This window comes from Phenylobacterium sp. Root1290, assembly GCF_001425305.1.
GTDB lineage: Bacteria > Pseudomonadota > Alphaproteobacteria > Caulobacterales > Caulobacteraceae > Phenylobacterium.
The window spans coordinates 195,226-213,769 of sequence record NZ_LMEE01000004.1 but is presented as its reverse complement, the minus strand read 5'-3'; the positions used below and the strand labels follow the sequence as shown (position 1 = coordinate 213,769).

Genomic DNA, 18,544 nt, shown 5'->3' with positions numbered 1-18,544 from the left:
CGAAGGCGATGAACCGCACAATGCTGAAGACCTGCACCTACGGCGTCATGCATCTGACGGTGGCGATCATCGTCGCCTTCGCCCTCACTCGCGACTGGCGCATCGCTTTGGCGGTCGGGGTGGTGGAGCCGGTCGTCCAAACGGCCGCATTCGCCATACACGAACGGCTCTGGAGCAAGGCCGGCGATATACCGGTCAAGACTCTATGCGGTCACGGCCATGGGCCCGCCGCGCCGGACAACGCTTGAGCGAGGGCCTGCCGCGCGGAGTGCAACACGCGCCCCGCGCGTTGGAGGAGATCAGTCCGTACGGAGATTGGCTGCCGAAAGCTTGCCGCTGCGGCGATCCTGCTCCACGTCAAAACTCAGCGTTTGACCTTCCGTCAGGCTGCTCAAGCCGGCCTGCTCTACGGCGGAGATGTGAACAAAGATGTCTTCGCCGCCAACGTCGGGGGTAATGAATCCGAAGCCCTTGCTGGCGTTGAACCACTTGACGACGCCGTTGGCCGAACCCAGCGAGGAGTGGGAGCCGCCGCCCTGCCTTTGAGCCCCTGGCGCCTGACGGGGCGGCCTCCCGCCGCGTGACGAAGGCGTCGCAGCGGCGAGCAGCGTCAAACCGGTCGCGGTCGATTTGCCGGATCGCCGATCACGGGTGATCTCGAAGCTGACTTCGTCCCCCTCATTCAGTCCATCAAGGCCGCTGTCATGGAGCGCCGTAACATGGACAAAGACGTCGTCGGCGCCGTCCGATGGGCTGATGAAGCCAAAGCCTTTGTTGGCGTTGAAGAATTTGACGACGCCTTGCGTCATGGGAAACTCCTTGAGGGACTTGGCGCGATCTAACCGAAAGACGTGACGGGCATCAACGCCAGGCTTGTCCTTCTGGTTCGGCGCCGATGGCGATATCGCAAGCGGTGGCAGGAACCGCGCGCGGCGACGATTAATCGCGCAGGATGTCTTTGCTGGCCTCCGCGCCCCAGGCCCGCGGCCTGACTTCGGCGATCTTCGCGGCCAGGGCGGCCGTACTGATCGGCTTGGGAACGATCGGAACGTGCGCGAAACGCGCCGGCATCGAGGCGCCCTCCCCATATCCAGTCGCAAATATGAATGGGACGCCGCGCGCCTGCAGGCTGTCGGCCAGAACCTCCGACGTCTCGACGCCAAGGTCGAAATCGAGCACTGCTACGTGGGGCGTGAAGCTCGCCAGCGCGGCGTCCGCATCGGCGACGGATGACGAGGCGCATACATTGCGGGCGCCTAATCGCCGCAGCGTCTCTTCAACATCCATAGCAACCAGCACCTGATCTTCGACGAGCAGGATGTCGAGGCCGTCAAGTGATCCTGCACCGGGGCTCGCAGCGGTGTGCGTGACAGGAGCAGGGCCCGCAGGTGTGATGCTCGCCGGGAATGTCGTGCGAAGGCGGGCCGGCAGGTCCTTGACCTTCGCCCCGTCGCCGAGGTCATGCGCCGAGGGCTCCGCGTCGAACGATGTCCAGATCCCCGCGGAATCAGGCAGATGGTCGCGAAGGTTGTCGGCCAGCGCGTCCTTCGAGCTGGGGCGGGCGACCAAATTATCGAGCCGCTCGCGAGCCAGCTCGGCGCTCGCAATCTGGTCGCGTGCTTCGGCCAATGATATCTGCAGCGAGACAAAGCGACCAAATAGCTCGGCGCCAATCCGAGCTGACAGGGGCACGAGGCGGGGGCTGGCGTGATAGCAGTCGATAAGGCCCCAAAGTTCGCCCTCGACGATGAGCGAAATCGAAAACGATGCGCAGACCCCGATCTCCTCGAGGTGCTTGCGATGGGCCGACGTGACGCTGCGCAGATGCGCCAGGGATAAATCGATCGGCGCCTCATCCTTCGTCAATGCCGGGGTCAAAGCGACCGGGCTTCGGCGGGCGTCACTGATCATCTGAATGGTGTTGGCCAAGTAAAGCCGTCGGTCTCGATCAGGAAAATCCGAAGCGGGAAAGCGCTGGCCCAGGAGGCTGTCCAGACTCGGGCGCTTGGCTTCGGCGATGCCGAGGCCGATCCCGTTGTGCAGGAACCTGAGCACCAACACTTGGTCGTAGCCGAGGAAACCCCGCACCAGTCTCGCCCCAATCCCGGCGATCGACGCCACATCTGACTCCAGATCGACGCGTTGGATCAGAGCCTGGACCGAATTGAGCGCGTCATTGCCGTCGCTGGGCGAGGACGGTTCGATCTCGATGAAGATCCGGTCATTGGATCGGCGAACAGCAAGATCCAACAGGCCGGCCGCGCCCGGGAGATATGCGGCCAGCACAGCGCTGGAAAACTGCGATCCCCCAGCCTTGGCGGCGGCGTTGCGGACGTCATGCGCGGCCTGCGGGCCAATGACGCTGGCCAGATCCGCGCCGATGGGGTTCTGGTCGGCGCCTGCGACGAACATGCCCAGATTCTCCGAGGCGAACTGGATCAGGTAACTTACCGGATCGCACACAAGCATTGCGCCGTGCGGCTGGATCGCTCCGGGGGGATCGGGGGGATGGCGGCCACGGCTGCTTTGATCGACGGATTTGTTCATGCGTCCTAGGTCAGCTCAATTGGCGTCGTCGCGCCGGCCAGCGAGCGTCCTTGGAGCTCACTCAATGATCCCGGATCTGGTGGGCCAACGCTCAGCAGGCCCCGTGACCCCGGGTCGTGCAACGCGGCGCCGGATACGGCGTTGTAGCCCGACCAGGATCTAGAGCCCGTAAGTCGGCTGGTGAGATCCCAAAGGCGCGGGCGACGTCTGGAGGCGTTATGTTCGGGAGTAACATAGGCGGGCGACTCTGTCGGTCCACTAGTGGACAGTGGCCGGTGAGCCGCAGCGCCAGGATCGATCTGCGTCGATGAGTCAGCCCAAGGCCGAAGACTTCACCGCCAATCTCTTGCTTGCAAAGCTGACCGACGCCGACCGGGCGCGGCTTGCGCCGCACATGCTCGCCTTCGATCTCAAGCCCCTCGACATGCTCCAGGAAGCAGGAGCCGAGGTCGTCGATACGTGGTTCCCGTGCAACGCTGCGATGGCCGCCTTCTGTGTCGGCGGCGATCGCAACGAAGAGTCCGTCGAGGTCGCCCTGGTGGGACGTGAAGGCGCCATCGGCGGCATCGTCTCGAACGGCTCACTGCCGGCCTACGCCACGGCGCAGGTGCGTTTCGCTGGGCGCTTCCTAAGGGTGAAAACCACAGCGCTTGAGCAGGCGAAGCTGGATAGCATTACGCTGCGGCACTGGTTTGCACGCTACTCCGATTGCCTACTGGCCCAGGTCTTCCAAACCGCCGCCTGCAACGCCACCCACACCATTACACAGCGAACCGCCAAATGGTTGCTGGCGGCGATGGCCCGCACGGGCGCAGCAGAGTTCGAAATGACCCACGACCAACTGGCGCGCATGCTTGGCGTTGGGCGAACCTTCGTCACGCGCATCGTGAGCAACCTGCGCAAGGAGGGCGTCATCACGACACGGCGCGGTCTGTTCGTCATCAGCGACGAGCGCGCGCTGACTGCGCGTTCCTGCTCGTGCACCACGGCCCTGGAAGATCACTTCGATCGCGTGTTGCACGGCATCTATCCGAACGACTGACCAGCGGCGGAGAGACCCATTTTTGCCTCGCGTCAGCATCTCCTTGCGGCCGTGGAACGCGTCGGACTTGGCGCTCTTAATGAAGGCCAGAAGCTCGGCTACCCGCTCGAACGCGATCAGCGGAGCGGCAAGATGTCAGCCGCAAAACCGCAGACCACCTGAAGACTGCTCCCTAAGAGACGCGCGCGCAGATCAGCGGCCCGGCGGCTCAATGAGCCCGCCGGCGTCCGCGGCGCACGGCTCGCGACAGGCCGCTCGCCCGCACACGTCCGCCCTCAACGCCCAGTCCCCTTGCGACCCACGCCAGAGGGCGTCCACGCGGCGCCTTGGTCGGCCGCCAGCCCACCGGAACCAATGACTTTTACGACCATCAACGGCGCGCCATGCGCCCTCTTCCTGCCGCCCCACGCCTTGCCGCGGCTGTCGTGCATCGGCCGCCGATCCTGCGCCCGCTCCTGCACCTGAAGCCGACGGGCTAGCCTTACCTCCCGGTCGCCCGGAACTCTATCTAGCCTGGTCCGCTCCCCATCTATGACTTTCAAACAGACGACGCTTGAGCGCGCCTTTGAACTCGCCAGGACAGGTGAGTTCCGAACCGTCTCCGAGCTCTCCAAGCAGCTCAAGATCGAAGGGTACAATCTCGTTCAGATCGAAGGCGACATGCTCAAGCGCCAGTTGCGCGGCATTTGCGAGCATGCGCAGACGCGCCAACCTGCCAAACAAGACCTTCGGGACAATATCTCCTGACGCGCCCCCCCGCCCCCTAGCCCGGGGACAGGACACCTTGCGCCGACCAGAGAGGACAGTGAGCGCGACGACCCGGCCGCCGAACGCACAGAGAGCTATGCGCCCCGTCCGCGGCCCTCATGGCCAGCGCCTTGGGGGCTGGCCTGATACTGGCGGGCGAGGCCGTTGTTTCAGGCTTCTATAATTGGCGCATGCGCGACCACCTCTTGGTGTCGGGGCTGCTGATGGCGGGCGGGTTGCTGCTCGGCTTGCTGCTTCATGCCAGACTCATGTCGCTGAACAGCCGCGCCGGACGGTCGAGCGAGCTCACATCGATCATGTGGAGCAGGGCTCAAAGCCGCCGAGCTAGCGCGCGGTATTCTTTCACGCCGCCAAGGCCTTAAGGCTGGCGGCGAGTTCCTCCGAGCGAAACGGTTTGGTCAGGCGCGGCAAATCGGGAGGTAGGCCTTCGTCCTGCGCGTACCCGGACACCACCAGAACCTTGAGGGCGGGATAGGTCTGATGCAGCAGCCGCGCCAGATCCGCGCCGCTCAGGCCTGGCATCAGGTGATCGGTAACTAGAATGTTCGGAACCAAGCCCTCTTTCACCAGATGCAGGGCATGCTCGGCTGAATGAGCCTCCACCACGTCATAGCCAAGCTCAGACAGCATGTCCGCCGTGGTCAAGCGCACGATCTCCTCATCATCGACCAGCAGCACCGATCCCATAGCTTTGGACGCCGGCGGCGCCAGGCCAGCCTCTGGGGCCTGCGTCGGACCCGAGGGCGCCGAACTGACCGGCAACCACAATTGGACGTTGGTGCCTACCTCCAGGCGGCTCTGAATCGTCAACGAACCGCCCAGTTGAGCGGCCAGCCCGTGCGCCATGGAAAGGCCCAGGCCTGTGCCCTGCCCCACGCCCTTAGTCGAGAAAAACGGCTCGACCGCGCGCGCCAGGGTGGCCTCGTCCATACCTGCCCCAGTGTCGGCGACGGAGAGGCGCACATAGTCGCCCGCGCGAAGCTCAGCGATCTCGCCATGCGCCACCGTCACCGGGGTGGCGCTGATGCGCAGAGTGCCGCCCTCGGGCATTGCGTCACGCGCGTTCACGGCCAGATTCAACAAGGCCATCTCGACCTGGTTGGGCTCGGCATGGGCCGGAGGCAGTCCCGGCGTTACGTTCACCACCACACGGATCTGCGGCCCGGTCGTCGCCGAGATTAGGTCACCCATGTTCTGGACAAGCTCGCCGACGGCGACGGACTTGGCTTGAAGGGGTTGGCGGCGAGCAAAGGCCAAAAGCCGCTGGACCAGCGTCTTGGCGCGCTCGGCCGAATGTATCGCCCCTCCGATCAGTCGCTGTTCACGCGCCCCCCCCCACCCCTTTGCGCTCCAGAAGATCAAGCGCGCCGATGATCGGGGTCAGAAGATTGTTGAAGTCATGGGCGACGCCGCCCGTGAGCTGCCCCATGCTCTCGAGCTTCTGGCTCTGACGAAGCGCGGCCTGGGCGCGCTCGCGTTCAGCGATTTCCGCCTTGAGCGCCTCCAGCCCCTTCTGGACATCGGCGGTTCTTTCAAGGACGGCATTTTCGAGCCTTGCATTCAGGTGCTTGAGGTCACGCTCGGCCTCCACCCGATCGGTCACGTCGTAGCCGCCGGCGAAGATGCCTACAACCTTTCCCGCCTCACTGATCGGTTCGTAGAGAAGGTCGATATAACGAGTACGTTCGCCCCTCAGCGCGATCGGCATGGCCTGGGCTGAGAAGCGCTCGCCGCTCGTGTAGACCTTGTCCAGCAGTTCAAAGAACGCCTGATCCGCAAGGTCTGGAAATATCTCCCGGACCGGTCGGCCTATGAACTCTCGCAAACCGAACACGGTGCTGTTGGCCTCGTTGGCGAATTCGTAGACGTGGTCGGGGCCGTTCAGCACCGCCACGAACGCGGGCATGCGCTGCAGATTGGCGCGCATCTGGGCCTCGGCCCGGCGGCGTTCCGAAACGTTGTTGAAGAGGATGGCCACGCGCCGGTCGCCGGTCGGAAAAGCGTAGACGTCGAACCATCTCCCAAGGGAGTCCGAGCCCTCTTCAAAGCGGATCGCCTCGCCGGTGCGTGCGACGCGGCCGTACCTCTCGAACCAATGCTCCTCCAGCGTTGGGGCAGCTTCGCGAAGCCAGCGATTGAAGATTTCCCTCGGAAAACCGGTCTCGAGATAGAAGGCGGCGTTGGCCTCCACGACGCGGTAGTCGACTTGGCCCTGTCCGAGGTCCACTTCCACGACGCAAAAGCCGACATTCAGGGCCTCAAAAAGAGCGCGGTAGCGCGCTTCGCTTTCGGCGAGGGCCGCTTGGGTACGGCGGCTTGCTGTGATGTTGGCGGCGACGCCGACGACCCGAAGGCAGTGGCCGCCTTCGTCGAAAATCGCCCGGCCTTTCGCTGATATCGTGCGGACCAGGCCGTCGTCTCTGCCGATTGTTCGGTATTCCACGTCGTATAGAGCGCGTGTCTTGGGATCGCACGCGGCTTGGAAGGCGAGCGCTGTTCTCTCGCGATCGTCGGGGTGCAGGCCGGCATAGAAGTCGCCAAGACCGATGGGCGCCTCGTCGGCGATGCCGAACATGCGGCGCACGCGGGGTGGCCAAAACAGCAACTGGCGCACCACGTCGACGTCCCAAAACCCGATGTCGGCGGCGTCTGTGGCCAGCCGCAGCCGTTCCTCGCTCAGGGCGAGTCCCTCTTCGGCTCGCCTGCGGTCTTCGATGTCGATGACCGAGCCCACAAAACCCAGAAACTCGCCCGTCGAGCTCAGCCGAGGTTTCGCCGCGTCAATCGCCCAGCGATAGGCGCCGTCCGCGCCCCGCAGCCGGTACTCCAAGCGAAACGCGGTTTGTTCAGCGTTGGCCCTCAGGAAGACGGCCTCAGCCATCTCCCGATCGTCAGGATGCGTGGCCTCAAGCCATCCGAAGCCCTCAGCCTGAGCGGGCGTCTGACCAGTGAATTCGTACCAGAGCTGGTTCAGAAACACGCAGCGGCCGCTCTGGTCGGTCACCCACATGATCACGGGCGCGGCGTCGGCCAGCTCCCGATAGTTGGCGACGTCCTGCATGTGCTCGATGTCGATCACGCGCGCTCCTAATTCACGCTTTCGTGCCTCATGTGAAGGCCCGAAAAGCCAAACCCCCAGCCCGAGCGCGGTTCCATTCAGCGGCCGATCAGCGGCGGGAACGTCCGGGCGGCTTGCGTGCCAGGCGCTCGCCCGTATGCGGAAAAGGGCGATGTTGAGCTGGCCAAAGGCGGAGGGAACGACCTCTGCCTTGGCGAGTTCAAAACCGCAGTCAGGAGGCTAAACCTGGCTCTCCATCAGGAGCCCCGCTCCAGGCGCCCTCACCGCTTGGAGCGGGGGTGCGCCTTGGAAGACGCGCGCGAGCCTTATGCGGCGCGATGATCGCGAGAGGTCCCGCCCGTCAGCGACTGCGGCGACGCCCTGCTGGGGTATTGGATTTGCGCTTTGAGAGACCATCTAAGCAGCTGAGAAATCAGAAACATTTGGTGGCGACATGGCTGGCGGTTGGACGCGGGATGGTGCGGTGCTCGATCAGATTGCCGACACGATCGCCGACGGCGTATTCGCGCCCGAATGCAGGCTGGGAAAGGCACGGCTTGCTGCGTGGATTGCGGCGATGAAATTTCTGCATCGAGGCGCCAGGCCCTCCCTTCGGCGCGCACCTGCATCCAATGCCAATCGGAACATGACGGAGGCATTGTGCTCGTCGGCATCAATCGACGTGGCAGCAAGGACAGCCAGCTGCGCTAGCTCGGTGCGCTAACCCAAGCTATGACCCAGCAGCTTTCCCTCTTCGACCCGCCGCCAGTGTCCTCCGCCAAGCCGGCGCACCTGCCGCCTGGCCTGCGCTACCAGGCCGACCTGATCAGCGCCCAGGAGGAGACGAGGCTGGTGGGCCAGATCCAGGCCTTGCCCTTCGAGCCCTTCGCGTTTCATGGCTTTTTCGGTCATCGACGCGTGGTCTCTTTCGGCTGGCGATACGACTTCGCGCGGCGCCTCCTGGAGAGGGTCGATCCGATCCCTGAGTTTCTGTTGCCCTTGAGGCGACAGGTCGCCAGCTTCACCGGGCATGACCCCGAGGCGTTTATGCAAGTGCTCGTCCTGGAGTACCGGCCCGGCGCGGGCATTGGCTGGCATCGCGACCGACAACAATTTGAAGACATCGCCGGAGTGTCCTTGCTTAGCGCCTGTCCCTTTCGACTGCGGCGCAGGCGGGCGCAGGGCTGGGAGCGCGCGACGTTGTCCACCAGTCCTCGCTCGGCTTATCTGCTGCAAGGGCCGGCGCGCACGGACTGGGAGCACTCGATCGCGCCTGTGGAAGCTCTGCGTTACTCCGTGACCCTCCGGACTTTTCGCCAGGCTGAACTGGACGGTCAACCGATCAACGCATCGTCAGGGTCGGGCCGCGTTGTCGGCGCCGACAAAGGCTAGTTCGGGCATTGGAGCGGCCTTTTAGGCCCGCGAGCGGGGCGCCCTTCCTTGCGTGACGGGCGCCATTTCGCGCAGGACAAGTCAGAGGCCAGTAAAGAGGAAGGCGCGGACAGATGATTGAACTTCGCCCTTCAAGTCCGCAGGACGCCGAACGGGTCCTCCAGATATGGCGCGAGGCGGTGGCCGCCACCCACGGATTTCTCAAGCCAGCCGACCGTGACGACCTAGAGGCGCTTGTGCGTGACGTCGTTTCGCAAGCGCCACTGACCCTGGCCGTCGATCAGGGTGGGCGTCCTTTGGCGTTCATGCTGCTTGATGGGGCGCACATGGAAGCCCTGTTCGTTGATCCGCTTCATAGCGGCGCAGGTCTCGGCCGGCGGCTTGTGGAGCATGCGCTGGCCGCACATGACGTTATCACCACGGACGTCAACGAGCAGAACCATCAGGCGATGAGGTTCTATCTGCGCATGGGGTTCAGCGCCTTCGGCAGGTCAGAAACGGACGGCCAAGGTCGTGCCTACCCGCTGATACACCTGCGCCGTGGCTCGTCTGCGTTGAGCGCCCAATACTGCAACCCTCTCTGGTCGGGCGATGCGACGCGACCCTAGGGTAACGCCCGATGTTCAGATGTTGTCTGTGCATGGCGATATCGAGCCCTGACAGCGAGGGTCGTCGCATGCATAGTCCGCCGATGGAGAATCGCTTCGCCGTTCGACCTGATCCTCGCGGGTTCAGCGTTTACGACCAGACAACGGGCGACACGCTCGTAATCGCCGCCGCAAGTCAAAGCGGCCTGTCCTTCGAGGACGCCGAACACACCGCAGCGGTTTTCAATCAAGCGCCTGCTCCCGTCGGTTCGACCGCTCACTGACAAAAAGGCGCCTGCGCCCTCGCTGTCCGAGAGGGCAAGCGGGCGTTCGATGGCACGCCTAGACGTCGCGATCGCCAAGAGAGATCGAACCATCTGCGTTGCCTTGCCCTCTGGCGAACTTCTTTTCCGCAAGCGCTGCGAAGGCGCTGCGATGAGCTGCGAAGCCTAGCGTCCCTGAGCGCGCTTCGACCAACTTCAGGGCTGATCGCGCGACGCGAACAGTAACTCGTCGCACGCCGTCGCTCATGGTGAACTGGTAGTCATCTACGGCGAGGTGATCCTCTCCCAAGTCCGTCAGCGGCATGTCTGCCTCAAGTCTTTGCGTCTCCAAGTTAGGATAAGACGCGCATAAGGACAAAGAGTTCAGCGCACTGCTGATGGGTTGCTTGAAGTGCTCGACTGATCGCCAGGACATCGCTGAGTGGCGAGGTGGCCCTCTAGGGTTGTGAGCGATCTCGGCGTTTGATCTCTCACATTCACCAAATTGTTCGCGAACTCGTCGCGCGGGAGCCTCATCATTTTTGGTCGTCGTGGGTCAGTTTTCCTTCGCCACATCTTCCAGAAGTTGGGTGTAGCCTGGTTGGTTTTGTGAGTATCTGCGTCAATTTCTTGACTGTGCTTTGAAATTAGCTCTGCAATGGCGCCAGACATCCGAATGGGGGTGATCCATGGCCGCTGTCCCCGCGCCTGTTCTGGCTTTAACCTCGCTATTGGCTAAAGCGCGAAGGTGGAGCCTCTACCTTCCGGCTCCGCGCGCCTGGCATGCCGCCGGCAGGGCCCGGAGGATCGAGCGACATCGCCTCGATCTGCCGATCGAGGACCCGACCGCCGCGGTAGGATTGGCGGCGCTAAGGCAGGCCGGGTTCTGGCGTCCGGACGCGGACGGCGCGGACATGCTCAAGCTTTCCCCCGATGAGCGAGCGGACCTTGTGCGTCGGCTCGACGCCCTGAAAGGGCAGGAGGCGACCACGACGACAATCCAAAGCAATTCCGACCAGATGTCGCTGGCGATCTATGCGGCCGGGCTGGACACGAGGCTTCTGGCTCTGGTCGAACGCTATGTGCAGACGCCGGTGCTCTACCTGGGTGCAGCGGCCAAGTGCGAACGGGCCGACGGCGTGGCCGTCAATCAGCGACGCTGGCACACCGACATGGAAGATCTGCAGGTGGTGAGGTTCATCGTCTATTTGAGCCCTGTGGAAGAGAGCGATGGACCGTTTGAATACCTTCCAGCCGAACGCACGACCGAGGTGCGCAGCAGCCTGCGCTATCGTAGCGGCTTCCTAAGCGAGGCCCTCGCTGACCGGCATATTCCAGCTACCGAACGTGTGGGCGTGACAGGTGAGGAAGGCGCGGTCATCGTCTTTGATGGAGCCAGGCTGTTTCATCGGGCCCGGCCGCCGACGGACCGCGACCGCTATTCAGTGACCTACAGCTACACGTCGCGTTGGCCCCTGGAATTGCGGGCAACGGCGCTTCCACACCCGCGTCTGCGACAGGCTCTGGCCGGTCTCCCGCACCATGCCTTGGCTTGCCTCCCCGGCCGGGTCTGAATTCGCCGTCAATTGGGATCGCTTCTGGGCTCGGCGCGTTCCCCCTCCCGCTCGGCCGATGGGGTTGGCGCACCGGTGAATGCGCCCACGCCCAGGCCAAGCCGCAGCCGCCAATTGAGGACTTCATGAAGAGCGTTTCCGTGATTCCAGCCGCCGCCGGTTGGGTTGTCCGCTCGGATGCGATCCAAAACGAGCTCTTCTTCACGACCGGCGCGGCGGCCGAACGTGCGGGCCGACGGCTGGCCGAAGGTCTGGCCCAGGCCGGCGAAGCGGTCAGCCTGTCCATCTATCTCCGCGACGGCACCGCCGCCGCGAACTTCCTGCTCTCACCGCCGCCCCGACCCGCCTTGACCGAGTTCCTGCCCGCTTGGTCTGACAGCGGCGCGGCAAGCCCGCGACAAGACTCCGTCCCCTAGGCGAAATCGACTCCACAAACCGACAATGTTCTGCTTATGTTCCATGCGGAGGCGAGCATGAGCGACATTCTGATAGGCGGCGTTCCCTTCAACGCGCTCTCACATCGAGACGGGCGTTTCGTGCGGCTACCGGGGCTCTTTGCGTTCGCGCGCAGAGAGCCTGGCGACGTTTACCGTGTGCTCCATCTGGAGATGACTTCAGCCATCAACCGCGACGCAGGTCCCGCGCATGGTCGTTGGGCCTGGGCGCTGAGCGCGGGAATGAACACCTTGCTCGTCCACTGTTTTGGCCAGCCGGCCCCGTTGCCCGCGGACGCGCCGCTCGATTGGGAGACGGTAAACTGGCACCCCGGCGCTCAGGTGATCTTCCCAGGCGACGAGGCCGAACCAGAAGCTGTCGGTAAGTTTCCGCTCATCGTCGGTCGTCAGGCCTGACGCGGCGTCGCCAAGTCCAGCCCTATTGGGCTGCGCCCACCGTGTCGGCCATAACCGCGCCCCGCGCGCCCAGGGGCTTTGGAGCTCCCACCGTGGTGTCCTTTGCCGTCTGGTGTTCGATCTCCGAGTTCAATTCCGCTCCGAGCAGGACGACCTGGGCCGAAAGCCATGTCCAGGTCATGAAGCCGATCGCCGCACCGAGCGGGCCATAAGAGCGGTCGAAGTTCCCATAGCGCGCCACGTAGAAGGTGAAGGCGGCCGACATGGTGAGCCAGGCCAGGGCGGCCAGCCCGCTGCCCCAGGAGATCCACCGCCAGCGCACCCATCGGCGACTAGGTCCAAAGCGATAAAGCAGTCCCAGCGCGGAGGTGAAGCCTGCGAACAGCGCCAGCGCCAGAACAAGTCTGTAGGCCAGTGTCGCCTGCCCGGCCCAGCGGCTTTCCATCGAGGCGCCGAACGCCGCCAGTGCGATGGCGATCGCGGCGAAAACCAGACCCCCGATCGTGAAGGCGAGCGGTATGAGGATCTTGCCCACGAAGCCGCGGCGCTCCTTCTCCTCGTAGGCGATGTTGAGCCCGGTTATGATCGCCTTCATGGCGCCGTTGGCGCTCCAGAGCGCCACCACCAGGCCGAATGCGAAGGTCAGGGAAAGCCCCTCGCTGCGGGCGGCGGCGGCCCGCACGAGCTGGTCTCCGATCAGGCTTATCGCCCCGGCCGGCAGGATGGCCGAGAGCGACTGAAGGTGGTCGCGCGCCTCTGCGACATCGGCGAAGAGGCCATAGAGAGCGACGAAGGCGGCGATGGCGGGAAACAGCGCCAGCAGGCTGTAGAAGGTGACGCCGGCTGAGACCAAGGCGATCTGGTCATCGCCGAATTCCTTGAAGGTGCGCACCAGAATATCCTTCCAGCCGCGCGGCGGTATCTGGGCAGGCTCGTCAGCATGTCGGCCCCTGCTCGCCTGCCCTGCTTGCTCAAGATTGGCCGGCTCTTCGCCCGCCTGAAGTTTTTCCGAGCCAGCGGCGCTTCTGGAGAGACGCCCTCCCCTTCCGCCCCGCTCGCGTAGCGCGCGCGCTGTTTCCGCCGCGAAGACGCCCGCCAGCACGCCTAGGGTGAACTCGGCCGAAACCCGCATCGCCCGATCTAACGAACGAACTTGCGAAATGTCGCCTCGCCCCTGCAACGCGACCTCACGCAGCCGTGGCCTGCGAGGTCTGGCCGCCGGTCTTGCTCGGCGGATCCAGCAGGTCTTCGGCGCCGCCCTCCTGGCGGATCTGGTCGACCTTCCTCTTCAAGGTGTGATCGGCGCTGGTGTCCGCAATAGCCTCGATGTCCTCCTTAGCCGGCGTCGTGCTGGCGGCCTCATCCTCAGCCGTGAGGCGTCCCAGATAACGGACGTTCCAAACCGGCGCGGCCAGCGGGACCTTAGCCTCCTCCAAACTCTGCTTCACCCGGCGGATCGCTTCGCTCTTGGCCTTGCCGAGATCGGAGGCCGTCTGATCGACCCAGGCGAACACTTTCATGATCAACGCATGGTCCTGCGCGCGGTCGATCATGGCGGCGGGCGCCGGATCGGCAAGCACGCCGTCGATGCTCTTGACCGCGCCCAGGGCCAAGGCCAGCGCGCATGAGACATCGCTGCGATAATCGAGCGGCAGCTCGAAGTCGAAGCGACGCTCGGGCGTTCGGCTGAAGTTCACGATGTTTGCCTTGTAGACCGTCGCATTGGGGATCTGGACCTCGTTGCCGTCCCCCGTAGTGATGACAGTCACCCGGGAGGTGAGCCGCGTGATCTGGCCGTCAAAGCCCTCGATCACCACGTGGTCGTTCGGGGCGAACGGCTGGCGGATGCTGAGCATGACCCCGGCCAAATAGTTCTCGATCGTGTCGCGTACGGCGAAGCCGACGGCCAGGCCGATGAGCCCCGCAGCGCCGAGGATCGAGCCTAGCAACGCGGTGGCCCCCAGAATGCTGAGCGCGACCACGAGTCCAAGGACGATGAAGGCCAGGCGCACCAGTTGCTCTACCAGCGCCTCGATGAAGGCGTTCGGCGTCAGCCGTCGAAAAAGCCGTGTGCGCCCCGTCACCCAGCGGCCTGCATACCAGCAGCTGAAGAATGCCAAGGCCGCGATGATCAACAGCGGCACGAAGGAAAGCGAGGTTTCCATCAGGCTTTGGACGCGCTGCACGAGGGGTTCAAGCCGGCGAGAGACGCGGTGCTCTGTAGCCAGCTCGCTCTCAACCGATACGACGCCTTCGATGCGCTGGGCCAGGTCAAGCGCCCGATCGGCGTCCGCGGCCGTCAACACCGATCCGGTGAGACGCACCACCCCGCCATGGACTTGGGCGCGAACGGACTGAAGGCCCTCCACGTCGGCGAAGAGCTGGGAGAGGCGAGCCTGGATGGCGAGATCGGGACTGCGCAGCGGCACTGCGGATGTCCCCGGCGTTTCGGCATTTGTCTTGGCAGGCGCTGGGAGCGCTCCAATTTGAGCCTGCGCCGGCGCGCCCACGCATAGCAGCGCTCCGATCAGAAGCGAGATAAGTCCCGCCCGCCTCTGCCGCGGAAGGCCTCTGCCTGATCTGAATTTCTGCCGCCACGGCATGAAGCCTTGGCAGTGATCTGGTTTTGGCGGTTTAGGCATCGGCGTCCTTCGGATGGAAAAGGACAACAATCGCCTACGCCCCCGGTTGCCCAATCCAGCGTCGAAGGTTTCGGACGATCGAGCATCGCTGACCGCTGGCTGCGGGCGTGGAAGAGCTCGGGGGCCTTCACCCTCGTGGGCCGGCCACTAGCGGCCCTACGCGGCGCCCCCCGCGTATCGTCGGCCGGGGCCGTCAGCGCGGCGTTGGCGAGCGCTTTGCCGCGGCGGTCTTTGAGCGCGTGCTGCCCAAAGCCCCGCCCAGCCCCGCAGCCTTCGCGGCCGCGCTTCTCACCGCGCTATAGGCCGGCGCGGTCGAAGGGTAGTCGGCCGGCAAACCATAGCGATTGCGGTACTCGCTGATCGTGAAGCCATGCATCGCGAGGTGGCGGGTGAGCACCTTGTAGGGCTTGCCGTCGATGAAGCTGATCAACGCGTCGGGCGTTATGCTGCGCCGGATCTGGGACGCGGTAGCCTTCGCGACCGCAGGCTCGGCCACCTGTTCATCGCGAAAAGCGCCGTGAACCTTGGCGATCAGCGCCGGCAGGTCCTGGGCGTTCAGCAGATTATGGCTGACAAAAGCTGTTATAATCTGGGTCGTTCCGGCGAGGACGTGATTGCGTTCTTCCATAGCCGACTCTCCCGTCGCCGTTTGGTCGGAGCCTCGCCGTACGGCCGCCTCTTATTGGTAGGCGGGCGAACAATCGGTTTCAATGGCTATGGTTCTTGCGATGGTCGCGCGGATCAGGCCAGGCAGCGACCCCAGGGAACCTTGGCGCTTAAGGCGCGCTTGTGCCCGACAGGTCCCGCGCCAGATGTAACCAGGGGCCTAGCGTCAGTCCGGGGGGCTTTGTTCATGCCGCAGTACGTCGCATCTTTCCTCGCAAATGCAGCGGCCGTCGATCCTATCGTCGAGCAAAAGCTATTCGAAGCTGACGACGATGGCGCGGCCCGCGAACTGGCTAGCGCATTGGTCACGCCAGCATTTCCGCAAGTTCGGCTCGAGGCGGTCGAAAAGGGCCGCGTTCGGTTCATCACCGCCATCGCCCTGTTGCCCTGCTGAAGTCTGGAGCCTAACGCTCGCGCTCGCCGGATCGCCAGGGCGGCCCGCGAGCGCGGCTGAGGGTTCATTAGGACCGGCCTGTCAGATGAGCACGGCAGGGCCTTGGACAGACGCTCAAAGCCGGCCGGGGTCCACCCGCCACAAGTCGGCCCCTGAGCAAAGTGCTGGACGACTTCCTCCCTCGAGGCCCAGCGTTTTAGGGGCGCTAGTCAGTGACGCCAGGTGCGAACCCACGTCAACACCGGCACAGGTCGCGCTCGGCCCCGATTCCATTGCAATTCAAGCAAGTTATTTGGCCATTGGGGGGCGACTGAGGGACGCGTTTACTAGTTGTCGCGCGCGGAATCGCCCTCTTATCGGCGCGCAATGACGACCGATCGCCATCTTCAGTATCAGGCGCAGTATCAGCGCCGGCTGCGCGCCGCCGCCAAGGCGGCCGGCAGCAGCCAGATCAATGTCACCCTGCCAGGAGAGTTGATCACCCGGCTGGATGGACTGAAGGGCGCGCGCGGCCTCAGCAATCGGAACGACGCTCTGGCGCTTGTGCTCAGGGAATATTTCGACCGAGGCGAAGATGAGAGGAACCAGGCCGTGAGCGCATAGAAAAACCCGGCTCGCAAAAACGCGCCGGGCTCTTCCAGGTCATTCGCTAGACGGGTCTGCAAACCCGCCCGAGCTCCAAAGTCCTGCTCCTTCTAGCTGAATCTCCCACATTGCCGCAATCCAAAAACGCGCGTTCGCGCGACGGGAACCTGTGTGTCCGCGGCCTCCCGCTGGGAGAGTGGAAAAATGCAGACCGTCCACGACGGAACAGGCGACGTACGCCGACTGGCGGACGCCCAGTGGGCGGCCGCGAGGCTGGCGCAGTCCTATGAGGGACTGCCTGAAGGCGTCTCTAAAGCCATGCTACTCGACAGGTTTGAGCGCGCCGCGCCCCGGCTGGGGATACGGGACGGCCTTGTGCGCCTTGTCCGCGCCCTGGTGCGGGTGACGCAGGAGCAGGACTGGACCGGCGGCGTGCACCGCCCTATCGCCTGGCCGTCCAACGACATGCTCGGCGAAGAGCTGCAGCGCTCTCGCACGGTCATCCAGGGGCTGATCCGCGCAGCGGTGAAGGCAGGCCTCGTGCACATGCGCGATAGCGGCAACGGCAAGCGTTACGGCTACAGGGGGGAACGCGGCGAGGTCGTGGAAGCGTTCGGCTTCGATCTATCGCCTCTGGCGGTGCGCTGGGACGAGTTCGCCGATCTTGCGGCCGCGCGGGGGATTGAAAACGCCGAACGTCGGCGGCTGCGCCGCAAGGTGGGCGAGATCCGACGTGAGATCCGCACGGTCTGCGCCGACGCGCTGGAACAAGGCTTCAAGGGACATGACTGGGAGGGATCGATCAGCAAGGCCGCAGGCCGGCTGCCCAGAAGCCCCAGCCTCGCCGAGCTGATGGCGCTGGAATCTGAGTTCGGAGCGCTGTTGGCGGCGGTGGACAGGGCCTGGATGGAAGGTCGTAGGTTAAATGAATCTGAGCCCACGGGCTCTGAAAACCGAGCCCACAAAGAACCTACAACCGACCCAAAAGCTGAAACAGCAACGTATCCTGCTTGGCGTGACGCAGTAGTCGCGGGTCGGCCGAGCCAAGACGACGAGGGTCTGGATCCGCCGTTCAAGCCGAATGAAGAAGTCGTGCCGCTTTCGCTGGTGCTGGAGGCGGTCCCCGAGATTCACGCTCATCTCGAAGATCCCGGCTCTGCCGACTGGGAGGAGTTCGTGGAGGCGGCCTACAAGGCTGCGCTGCTGCTAGGGATCAACCTCAGCGCCTGGCGCGAAGCGCGTGAGACCATGGGGCGTAATCGCGCGTCGATCGCGGTTGCGACCGTGCTGGCACGCTGGCGCAGCGGCGAAGTGAAAAGCGCCGGGGGATATTTGCGCGCCATGTGCGAGCGAGAGCGAACCGGCGACCTCCACCTGCTGCCCAGCCTCTATGGCCTGAAGGAGCGCCATCATCCGCGCCGGCCGCGCGAGCGCAGGTCGACATGATCGCCGCCGTGCGCGCCGCTAGCGCGATCTGCGGGCTGACCCATCAGTGCGGAGATAACCGCGCTCAGACCTGCGCGCGCCGGCAGGCACGCGGATCGGCCTGTTCTGACGAGCGTGCTAGCCTGCCGACGGGGAGCTTGCCGGCAGCGAGGGAGGACTTCCGCTCGGTTCAGGCGTCGTCGATCACCTTCGGCGGGGCGTACTGCGCGACGATGTCCTCATGCTCCTGATCGCGCGAACGCCTGGCTACGTTGAGGCGCACAAAGAGCGGCTTGTCGCCAAGTCCGGCCTCCCGAGCCAGCCGTTGGGATCTGGAAAGGTCGTTGGTTACGCCGACGAGCAGAACCACGAGACCTTCAGGCGCGTGTTCCGCCACGACGAGGTTTCCCGCCATGACCGACGGCTGGGTCTGGGAAGCTGGCAGAAAGCGATATCGCGCGCCTGAGGCGCCCTTCAATTCGATGAAAATGGTCGTCTCCAGCCTCTTCACGCCCCTCTGCCACGAGCCGCTCTGCGCGCGCGGGCGCTTAGCGCTGAGCGACCTCTGCGTCGGGTGACACTCGGACGATTTTATGACGCATCCGCGCCTGAACGTGGCGGTCGGCTCGTGGGCGTTAAGCCGGCGGCGGACTTCTGGCTCGATTTCTCGATCGCGACCCAGCGTTAGGTCGGCGCCCTCCCCTCCCCTTCTTATTTGCCGGTCGACCACCCGTCGCCACACGCATGGTC

General features: G+C 64.4%; 21 protein-coding genes and 2 pseudogenes. 12 read left to right on the top strand and 11 right to left on the bottom strand.

Going from position 1 to position 18,544, the window contains the following annotated elements:
• Positions 1–8 precede the first annotated feature (8 nt).
• Positions 9–182 (top strand): annotated as a pseudogene (locus ASC79_RS19185) (DUF2061 domain-containing protein); the annotation flags it as partial.
• A gap of 117 nt (positions 183–299) precedes the next feature.
• Here ASC79_RS19185 and ASC79_RS21605 read toward each other — a convergent pair.
• The 3 genes and pseudogenes from ASC79_RS21605 to ASC79_RS19175 all read right to left on the bottom strand — a co-directional run bounded on the left by ASC79_RS21605 (position 300) and on the right by ASC79_RS19175 (position 2,547).
• Positions 300–515: a cold-shock protein gene (locus tag ASC79_RS21605; protein WP_235528837.1), complete on the bottom strand. Its 216-nt coding sequence runs from the start codon at positions 513–515 to the stop codon at positions 300–302.
• A 153-nt stretch (positions 516–668) separates the two neighbouring features.
• A pseudogene (locus ASC79_RS21600) lies at positions 669–809 on the bottom strand (cold-shock protein); the annotation flags it as partial.
• Between the two features lie 130 nt (positions 810–939).
• On the bottom strand, positions 940–2,547 hold the full coding sequence (locus ASC79_RS19175; protein ID WP_082532265.1) for a GAF domain-containing protein: 1,608 nt from the start codon (positions 2,545–2,547) through the stop codon (positions 940–942).
• Positions 2,548–2,854: 307 nt separating this feature from the next.
• Between ASC79_RS19175 and ASC79_RS19170 the strand changes: the two genes are divergently transcribed.
• A complete protein-coding gene (locus tag ASC79_RS19170; RefSeq protein WP_056026146.1) occupies positions 2,855–3,589 on the top strand; it encodes a Crp/Fnr family transcriptional regulator in 735 nt (244 codons plus the stop codon).
• 531 nt (positions 3,590–4,120) lie between these two features.
• Positions 4,121–4,336, top strand: a complete 216-nt coding sequence (locus ASC79_RS19165; protein ID WP_056026144.1) for a hypothetical protein — start codon at positions 4,121–4,123, stop codon at positions 4,334–4,336.
• 363 nt (positions 4,337–4,699) lie between these two features.
• Here ASC79_RS19165 and ASC79_RS19155 read toward each other — a convergent pair whose 3' ends face one another.
• The 3 genes from ASC79_RS19155 to ASC79_RS21595 form a co-directional block, all read right to left on the bottom strand.
• The gene (locus ASC79_RS19155; protein ID WP_056026140.1) at positions 4,700–5,719 is read right to left on the bottom strand and encodes an ATP-binding protein; all 1,020 of its coding nucleotides are present in this window, start codon (positions 5,717–5,719) and stop codon (positions 4,700–4,702) included.
• A complete protein-coding gene (locus ASC79_RS21405; protein ID WP_056026138.1) occupies positions 5,679–7,436 on the bottom strand; it encodes a PAS domain S-box protein in 1,758 nt (585 codons plus the stop codon). Before ASC79_RS21405 ends, ASC79_RS19155 begins: the two co-directional genes overlap by 41 nt.
• Positions 7,437–7,848: 412 nt before the next feature.
• Positions 7,849–8,007 (bottom strand): hypothetical protein, encoded by a 159-nt coding sequence (locus ASC79_RS21595; RefSeq protein WP_235528838.1) that lies wholly within the window; start codon positions 8,005–8,007, stop codon positions 7,849–7,851.
• On the opposite strand from ASC79_RS21595, the gene ASC79_RS20910 reads away from it, so the two are divergent.
• From ASC79_RS20910 to ASC79_RS19140, 3 genes are all read left to right on the top strand, one after another.
• Positions 7,950–8,126 carry a TraR/DksA C4-type zinc finger protein gene (locus ASC79_RS20910; RefSeq protein WP_235528833.1) on the top strand — a complete coding sequence of 59 codons (177 nt, stop codon included), beginning with the start codon at positions 7,950–7,952 and terminating at the stop codon, positions 8,124–8,126. The two genes, ASC79_RS21595 and ASC79_RS20910, sit on opposite strands and share 58 nt — an antisense overlap.
• Positions 8,127–8,147: 21 nt before the next feature.
• The gene (locus ASC79_RS19145) at positions 8,148–8,807 is read left to right on the top strand and encodes an alpha-ketoglutarate-dependent dioxygenase AlkB (protein ID WP_056026137.1); all 660 of its coding nucleotides are present in this window, start codon (positions 8,148–8,150) and stop codon (positions 8,805–8,807) included.
• A gap of 113 nt (positions 8,808–8,920) precedes the next feature.
• Positions 8,921–9,415, top strand: a complete 495-nt coding sequence (locus tag ASC79_RS19140; RefSeq protein ID WP_056026135.1) for an acetyltransferase — start codon at positions 8,921–8,923, stop codon at positions 9,413–9,415.
• A gap of 321 nt (positions 9,416–9,736) precedes the next feature.
• On the opposite strand, the gene ASC79_RS19135 is transcribed toward ASC79_RS19140, so the two are convergent.
• Positions 9,737–9,982 carry a hypothetical protein gene (locus ASC79_RS19135; protein WP_056026133.1) on the bottom strand — a complete coding sequence of 82 codons (246 nt, stop codon included), beginning with the start codon at positions 9,980–9,982 and terminating at the stop codon, positions 9,737–9,739.
• A 364-nt stretch (positions 9,983–10,346) separates the two neighbouring features.
• On the opposite strand from ASC79_RS19135, the gene ASC79_RS19130 reads away from it, so the two are divergent.
• The 3 genes from ASC79_RS19130 to ASC79_RS19120 all read left to right on the top strand — a co-directional run bounded on the left by ASC79_RS19130 (position 10,347) and on the right by ASC79_RS19120 (position 12,082).
• A complete protein-coding gene (locus ASC79_RS19130; protein WP_056026131.1) occupies positions 10,347–11,231 on the top strand; it encodes a hypothetical protein in 885 nt (294 codons plus the stop codon).
• Positions 11,232–11,356: 125 nt separating this feature from the next.
• A complete protein-coding gene (locus ASC79_RS19125; protein WP_056026129.1) occupies positions 11,357–11,647 on the top strand; it encodes a hypothetical protein in 291 nt (96 codons plus the stop codon).
• A 57-nt stretch (positions 11,648–11,704) separates the two neighbouring features.
• Complete coding sequence (locus ASC79_RS19120; RefSeq protein WP_156378492.1) at positions 11,705–12,082, top strand: hypothetical protein; 378 nt, start codon at positions 11,705–11,707, stop codon at positions 12,080–12,082.
• A gap of 22 nt (positions 12,083–12,104) precedes the next feature.
• Here ASC79_RS19120 and ASC79_RS19115 read toward each other — a convergent pair whose 3' ends face one another.
• The 3 genes from ASC79_RS19115 to ASC79_RS19105 form a co-directional block, all read right to left on the bottom strand.
• A complete protein-coding gene (locus tag ASC79_RS19115; protein WP_235528832.1) occupies positions 12,105–12,974 on the bottom strand; it encodes a YihY/virulence factor BrkB family protein in 870 nt (289 codons plus the stop codon).
• A 295-nt stretch (positions 12,975–13,269) separates the two neighbouring features.
• Positions 13,270–14,592 carry a mechanosensitive ion channel family protein gene (locus ASC79_RS19110; protein ID WP_162244320.1) on the bottom strand — a complete coding sequence of 441 codons (1,323 nt, stop codon included), beginning with the start codon at positions 14,590–14,592 and terminating at the stop codon, positions 13,270–13,272.
• Between the two features lie 325 nt (positions 14,593–14,917).
• Positions 14,918–15,352 carry a MucR family transcriptional regulator gene (locus ASC79_RS19105; RefSeq protein ID WP_056026121.1) on the bottom strand — a complete coding sequence of 145 codons (435 nt, stop codon included), beginning with the start codon at positions 15,350–15,352 and terminating at the stop codon, positions 14,918–14,920.
• Between the two features lie 225 nt (positions 15,353–15,577).
• Between ASC79_RS19105 and ASC79_RS21220 the strand changes: the two genes are divergently transcribed.
• The 3 genes from ASC79_RS21220 (at position 15,578) to repC (ending at position 17,815) form a co-directional block, all read left to right on the top strand.
• Positions 15,578–15,784 (top strand): hypothetical protein, encoded by a 207-nt coding sequence (locus ASC79_RS21220; RefSeq protein ID WP_156378491.1) that lies wholly within the window; start codon positions 15,578–15,580, stop codon positions 15,782–15,784.
• Between the two features lie 366 nt (positions 15,785–16,150).
• Positions 16,151–16,387: a ribbon-helix-helix domain-containing protein gene (locus ASC79_RS19100; protein ID WP_056026119.1), complete on the top strand. Its 237-nt coding sequence runs from the start codon at positions 16,151–16,153 to the stop codon at positions 16,385–16,387.
• Positions 16,388–16,573: 186 nt separating this feature from the next.
• A complete protein-coding gene (gene repC, locus ASC79_RS19095) occupies positions 16,574–17,815 on the top strand; it encodes a plasmid replication protein RepC (RefSeq protein WP_056026117.1) in 1,242 nt (413 codons plus the stop codon).
• Positions 17,816–17,984: 169 nt separating this feature from the next.
• Here the strand turns inward: repC and ASC79_RS19090 are convergent, their stop codons facing one another.
• Positions 17,985–18,305 (bottom strand): hypothetical protein, encoded by a 321-nt coding sequence (locus ASC79_RS19090; protein WP_056026115.1) that lies wholly within the window; start codon positions 18,303–18,305, stop codon positions 17,985–17,987.
• Positions 18,306–18,544 lie beyond the last annotated feature (239 nt).

Excerpts from the sequence above, each read along its gene's own strand:
- ASC79_RS21220 (WP_156378491.1), top strand. The coding sequence starts at position 15,578 with ATGCCGCAGTACGTCGCATCTTTCCTCGCAAATGCAGCGGCCGTCGAT.
- ASC79_RS19135 (WP_056026133.1), bottom strand. The coding sequence starts at position 9,982 with ATGCCGCTGACGGACTTGGGAGAGGATCACCTCGCCGTAGATGACTAC.
- ASC79_RS19165 (WP_056026144.1), top strand. The coding sequence starts at position 4,121 with ATGACTTTCAAACAGACGACGCTTGAGCGCGCCTTTGAACTCGCCAGG.
- ASC79_RS19175 (WP_082532265.1), bottom strand. The coding sequence starts at position 2,547 with ATGAACAAATCCGTCGATCAAAGCAGCCGTGGCCGCCATCCCCCCGAT.
- ASC79_RS19100 (WP_056026119.1), top strand. The coding sequence starts at position 16,151 with ATGACGACCGATCGCCATCTTCAGTATCAGGCGCAGTATCAGCGCCGG.
- ASC79_RS20910 (WP_235528833.1), top strand. The coding sequence starts at position 7,950 with ATGCAGGCTGGGAAAGGCACGGCTTGCTGCGTGGATTGCGGCGATGAA.
- ASC79_RS19145 (WP_056026137.1), top strand. The coding sequence starts at position 8,148 with ATGACCCAGCAGCTTTCCCTCTTCGACCCGCCGCCAGTGTCCTCCGCC.
- ASC79_RS21595 (WP_235528838.1), bottom strand. The coding sequence starts at position 8,007 with ATGCAGAAATTTCATCGCCGCAATCCACGCAGCAAGCCGTGCCTTTCC.
- ASC79_RS19120 (WP_156378492.1), top strand. The coding sequence starts at position 11,705 with ATGAGCGACATTCTGATAGGCGGCGTTCCCTTCAACGCGCTCTCACAT.
- repC (WP_056026117.1), top strand. The coding sequence starts at position 16,574 with ATGCAGACCGTCCACGACGGAACAGGCGACGTACGCCGACTGGCGGAC.
- ASC79_RS19125 (WP_056026129.1), top strand. The coding sequence starts at position 11,357 with ATGAAGAGCGTTTCCGTGATTCCAGCCGCCGCCGGTTGGGTTGTCCGC.
- ASC79_RS19105 (WP_056026121.1), bottom strand. The coding sequence starts at position 15,352 with ATGGAAGAACGCAATCACGTCCTCGCCGGAACGACCCAGATTATAACA.
- ASC79_RS19140 (WP_056026135.1), top strand. The coding sequence starts at position 8,921 with ATGATTGAACTTCGCCCTTCAAGTCCGCAGGACGCCGAACGGGTCCTC.
- ASC79_RS19130 (WP_056026131.1), top strand. The coding sequence starts at position 10,347 with ATGGCCGCTGTCCCCGCGCCTGTTCTGGCTTTAACCTCGCTATTGGCT.
- ASC79_RS19170 (WP_056026146.1), top strand. The coding sequence starts at position 2,855 with ATGAGTCAGCCCAAGGCCGAAGACTTCACCGCCAATCTCTTGCTTGCA.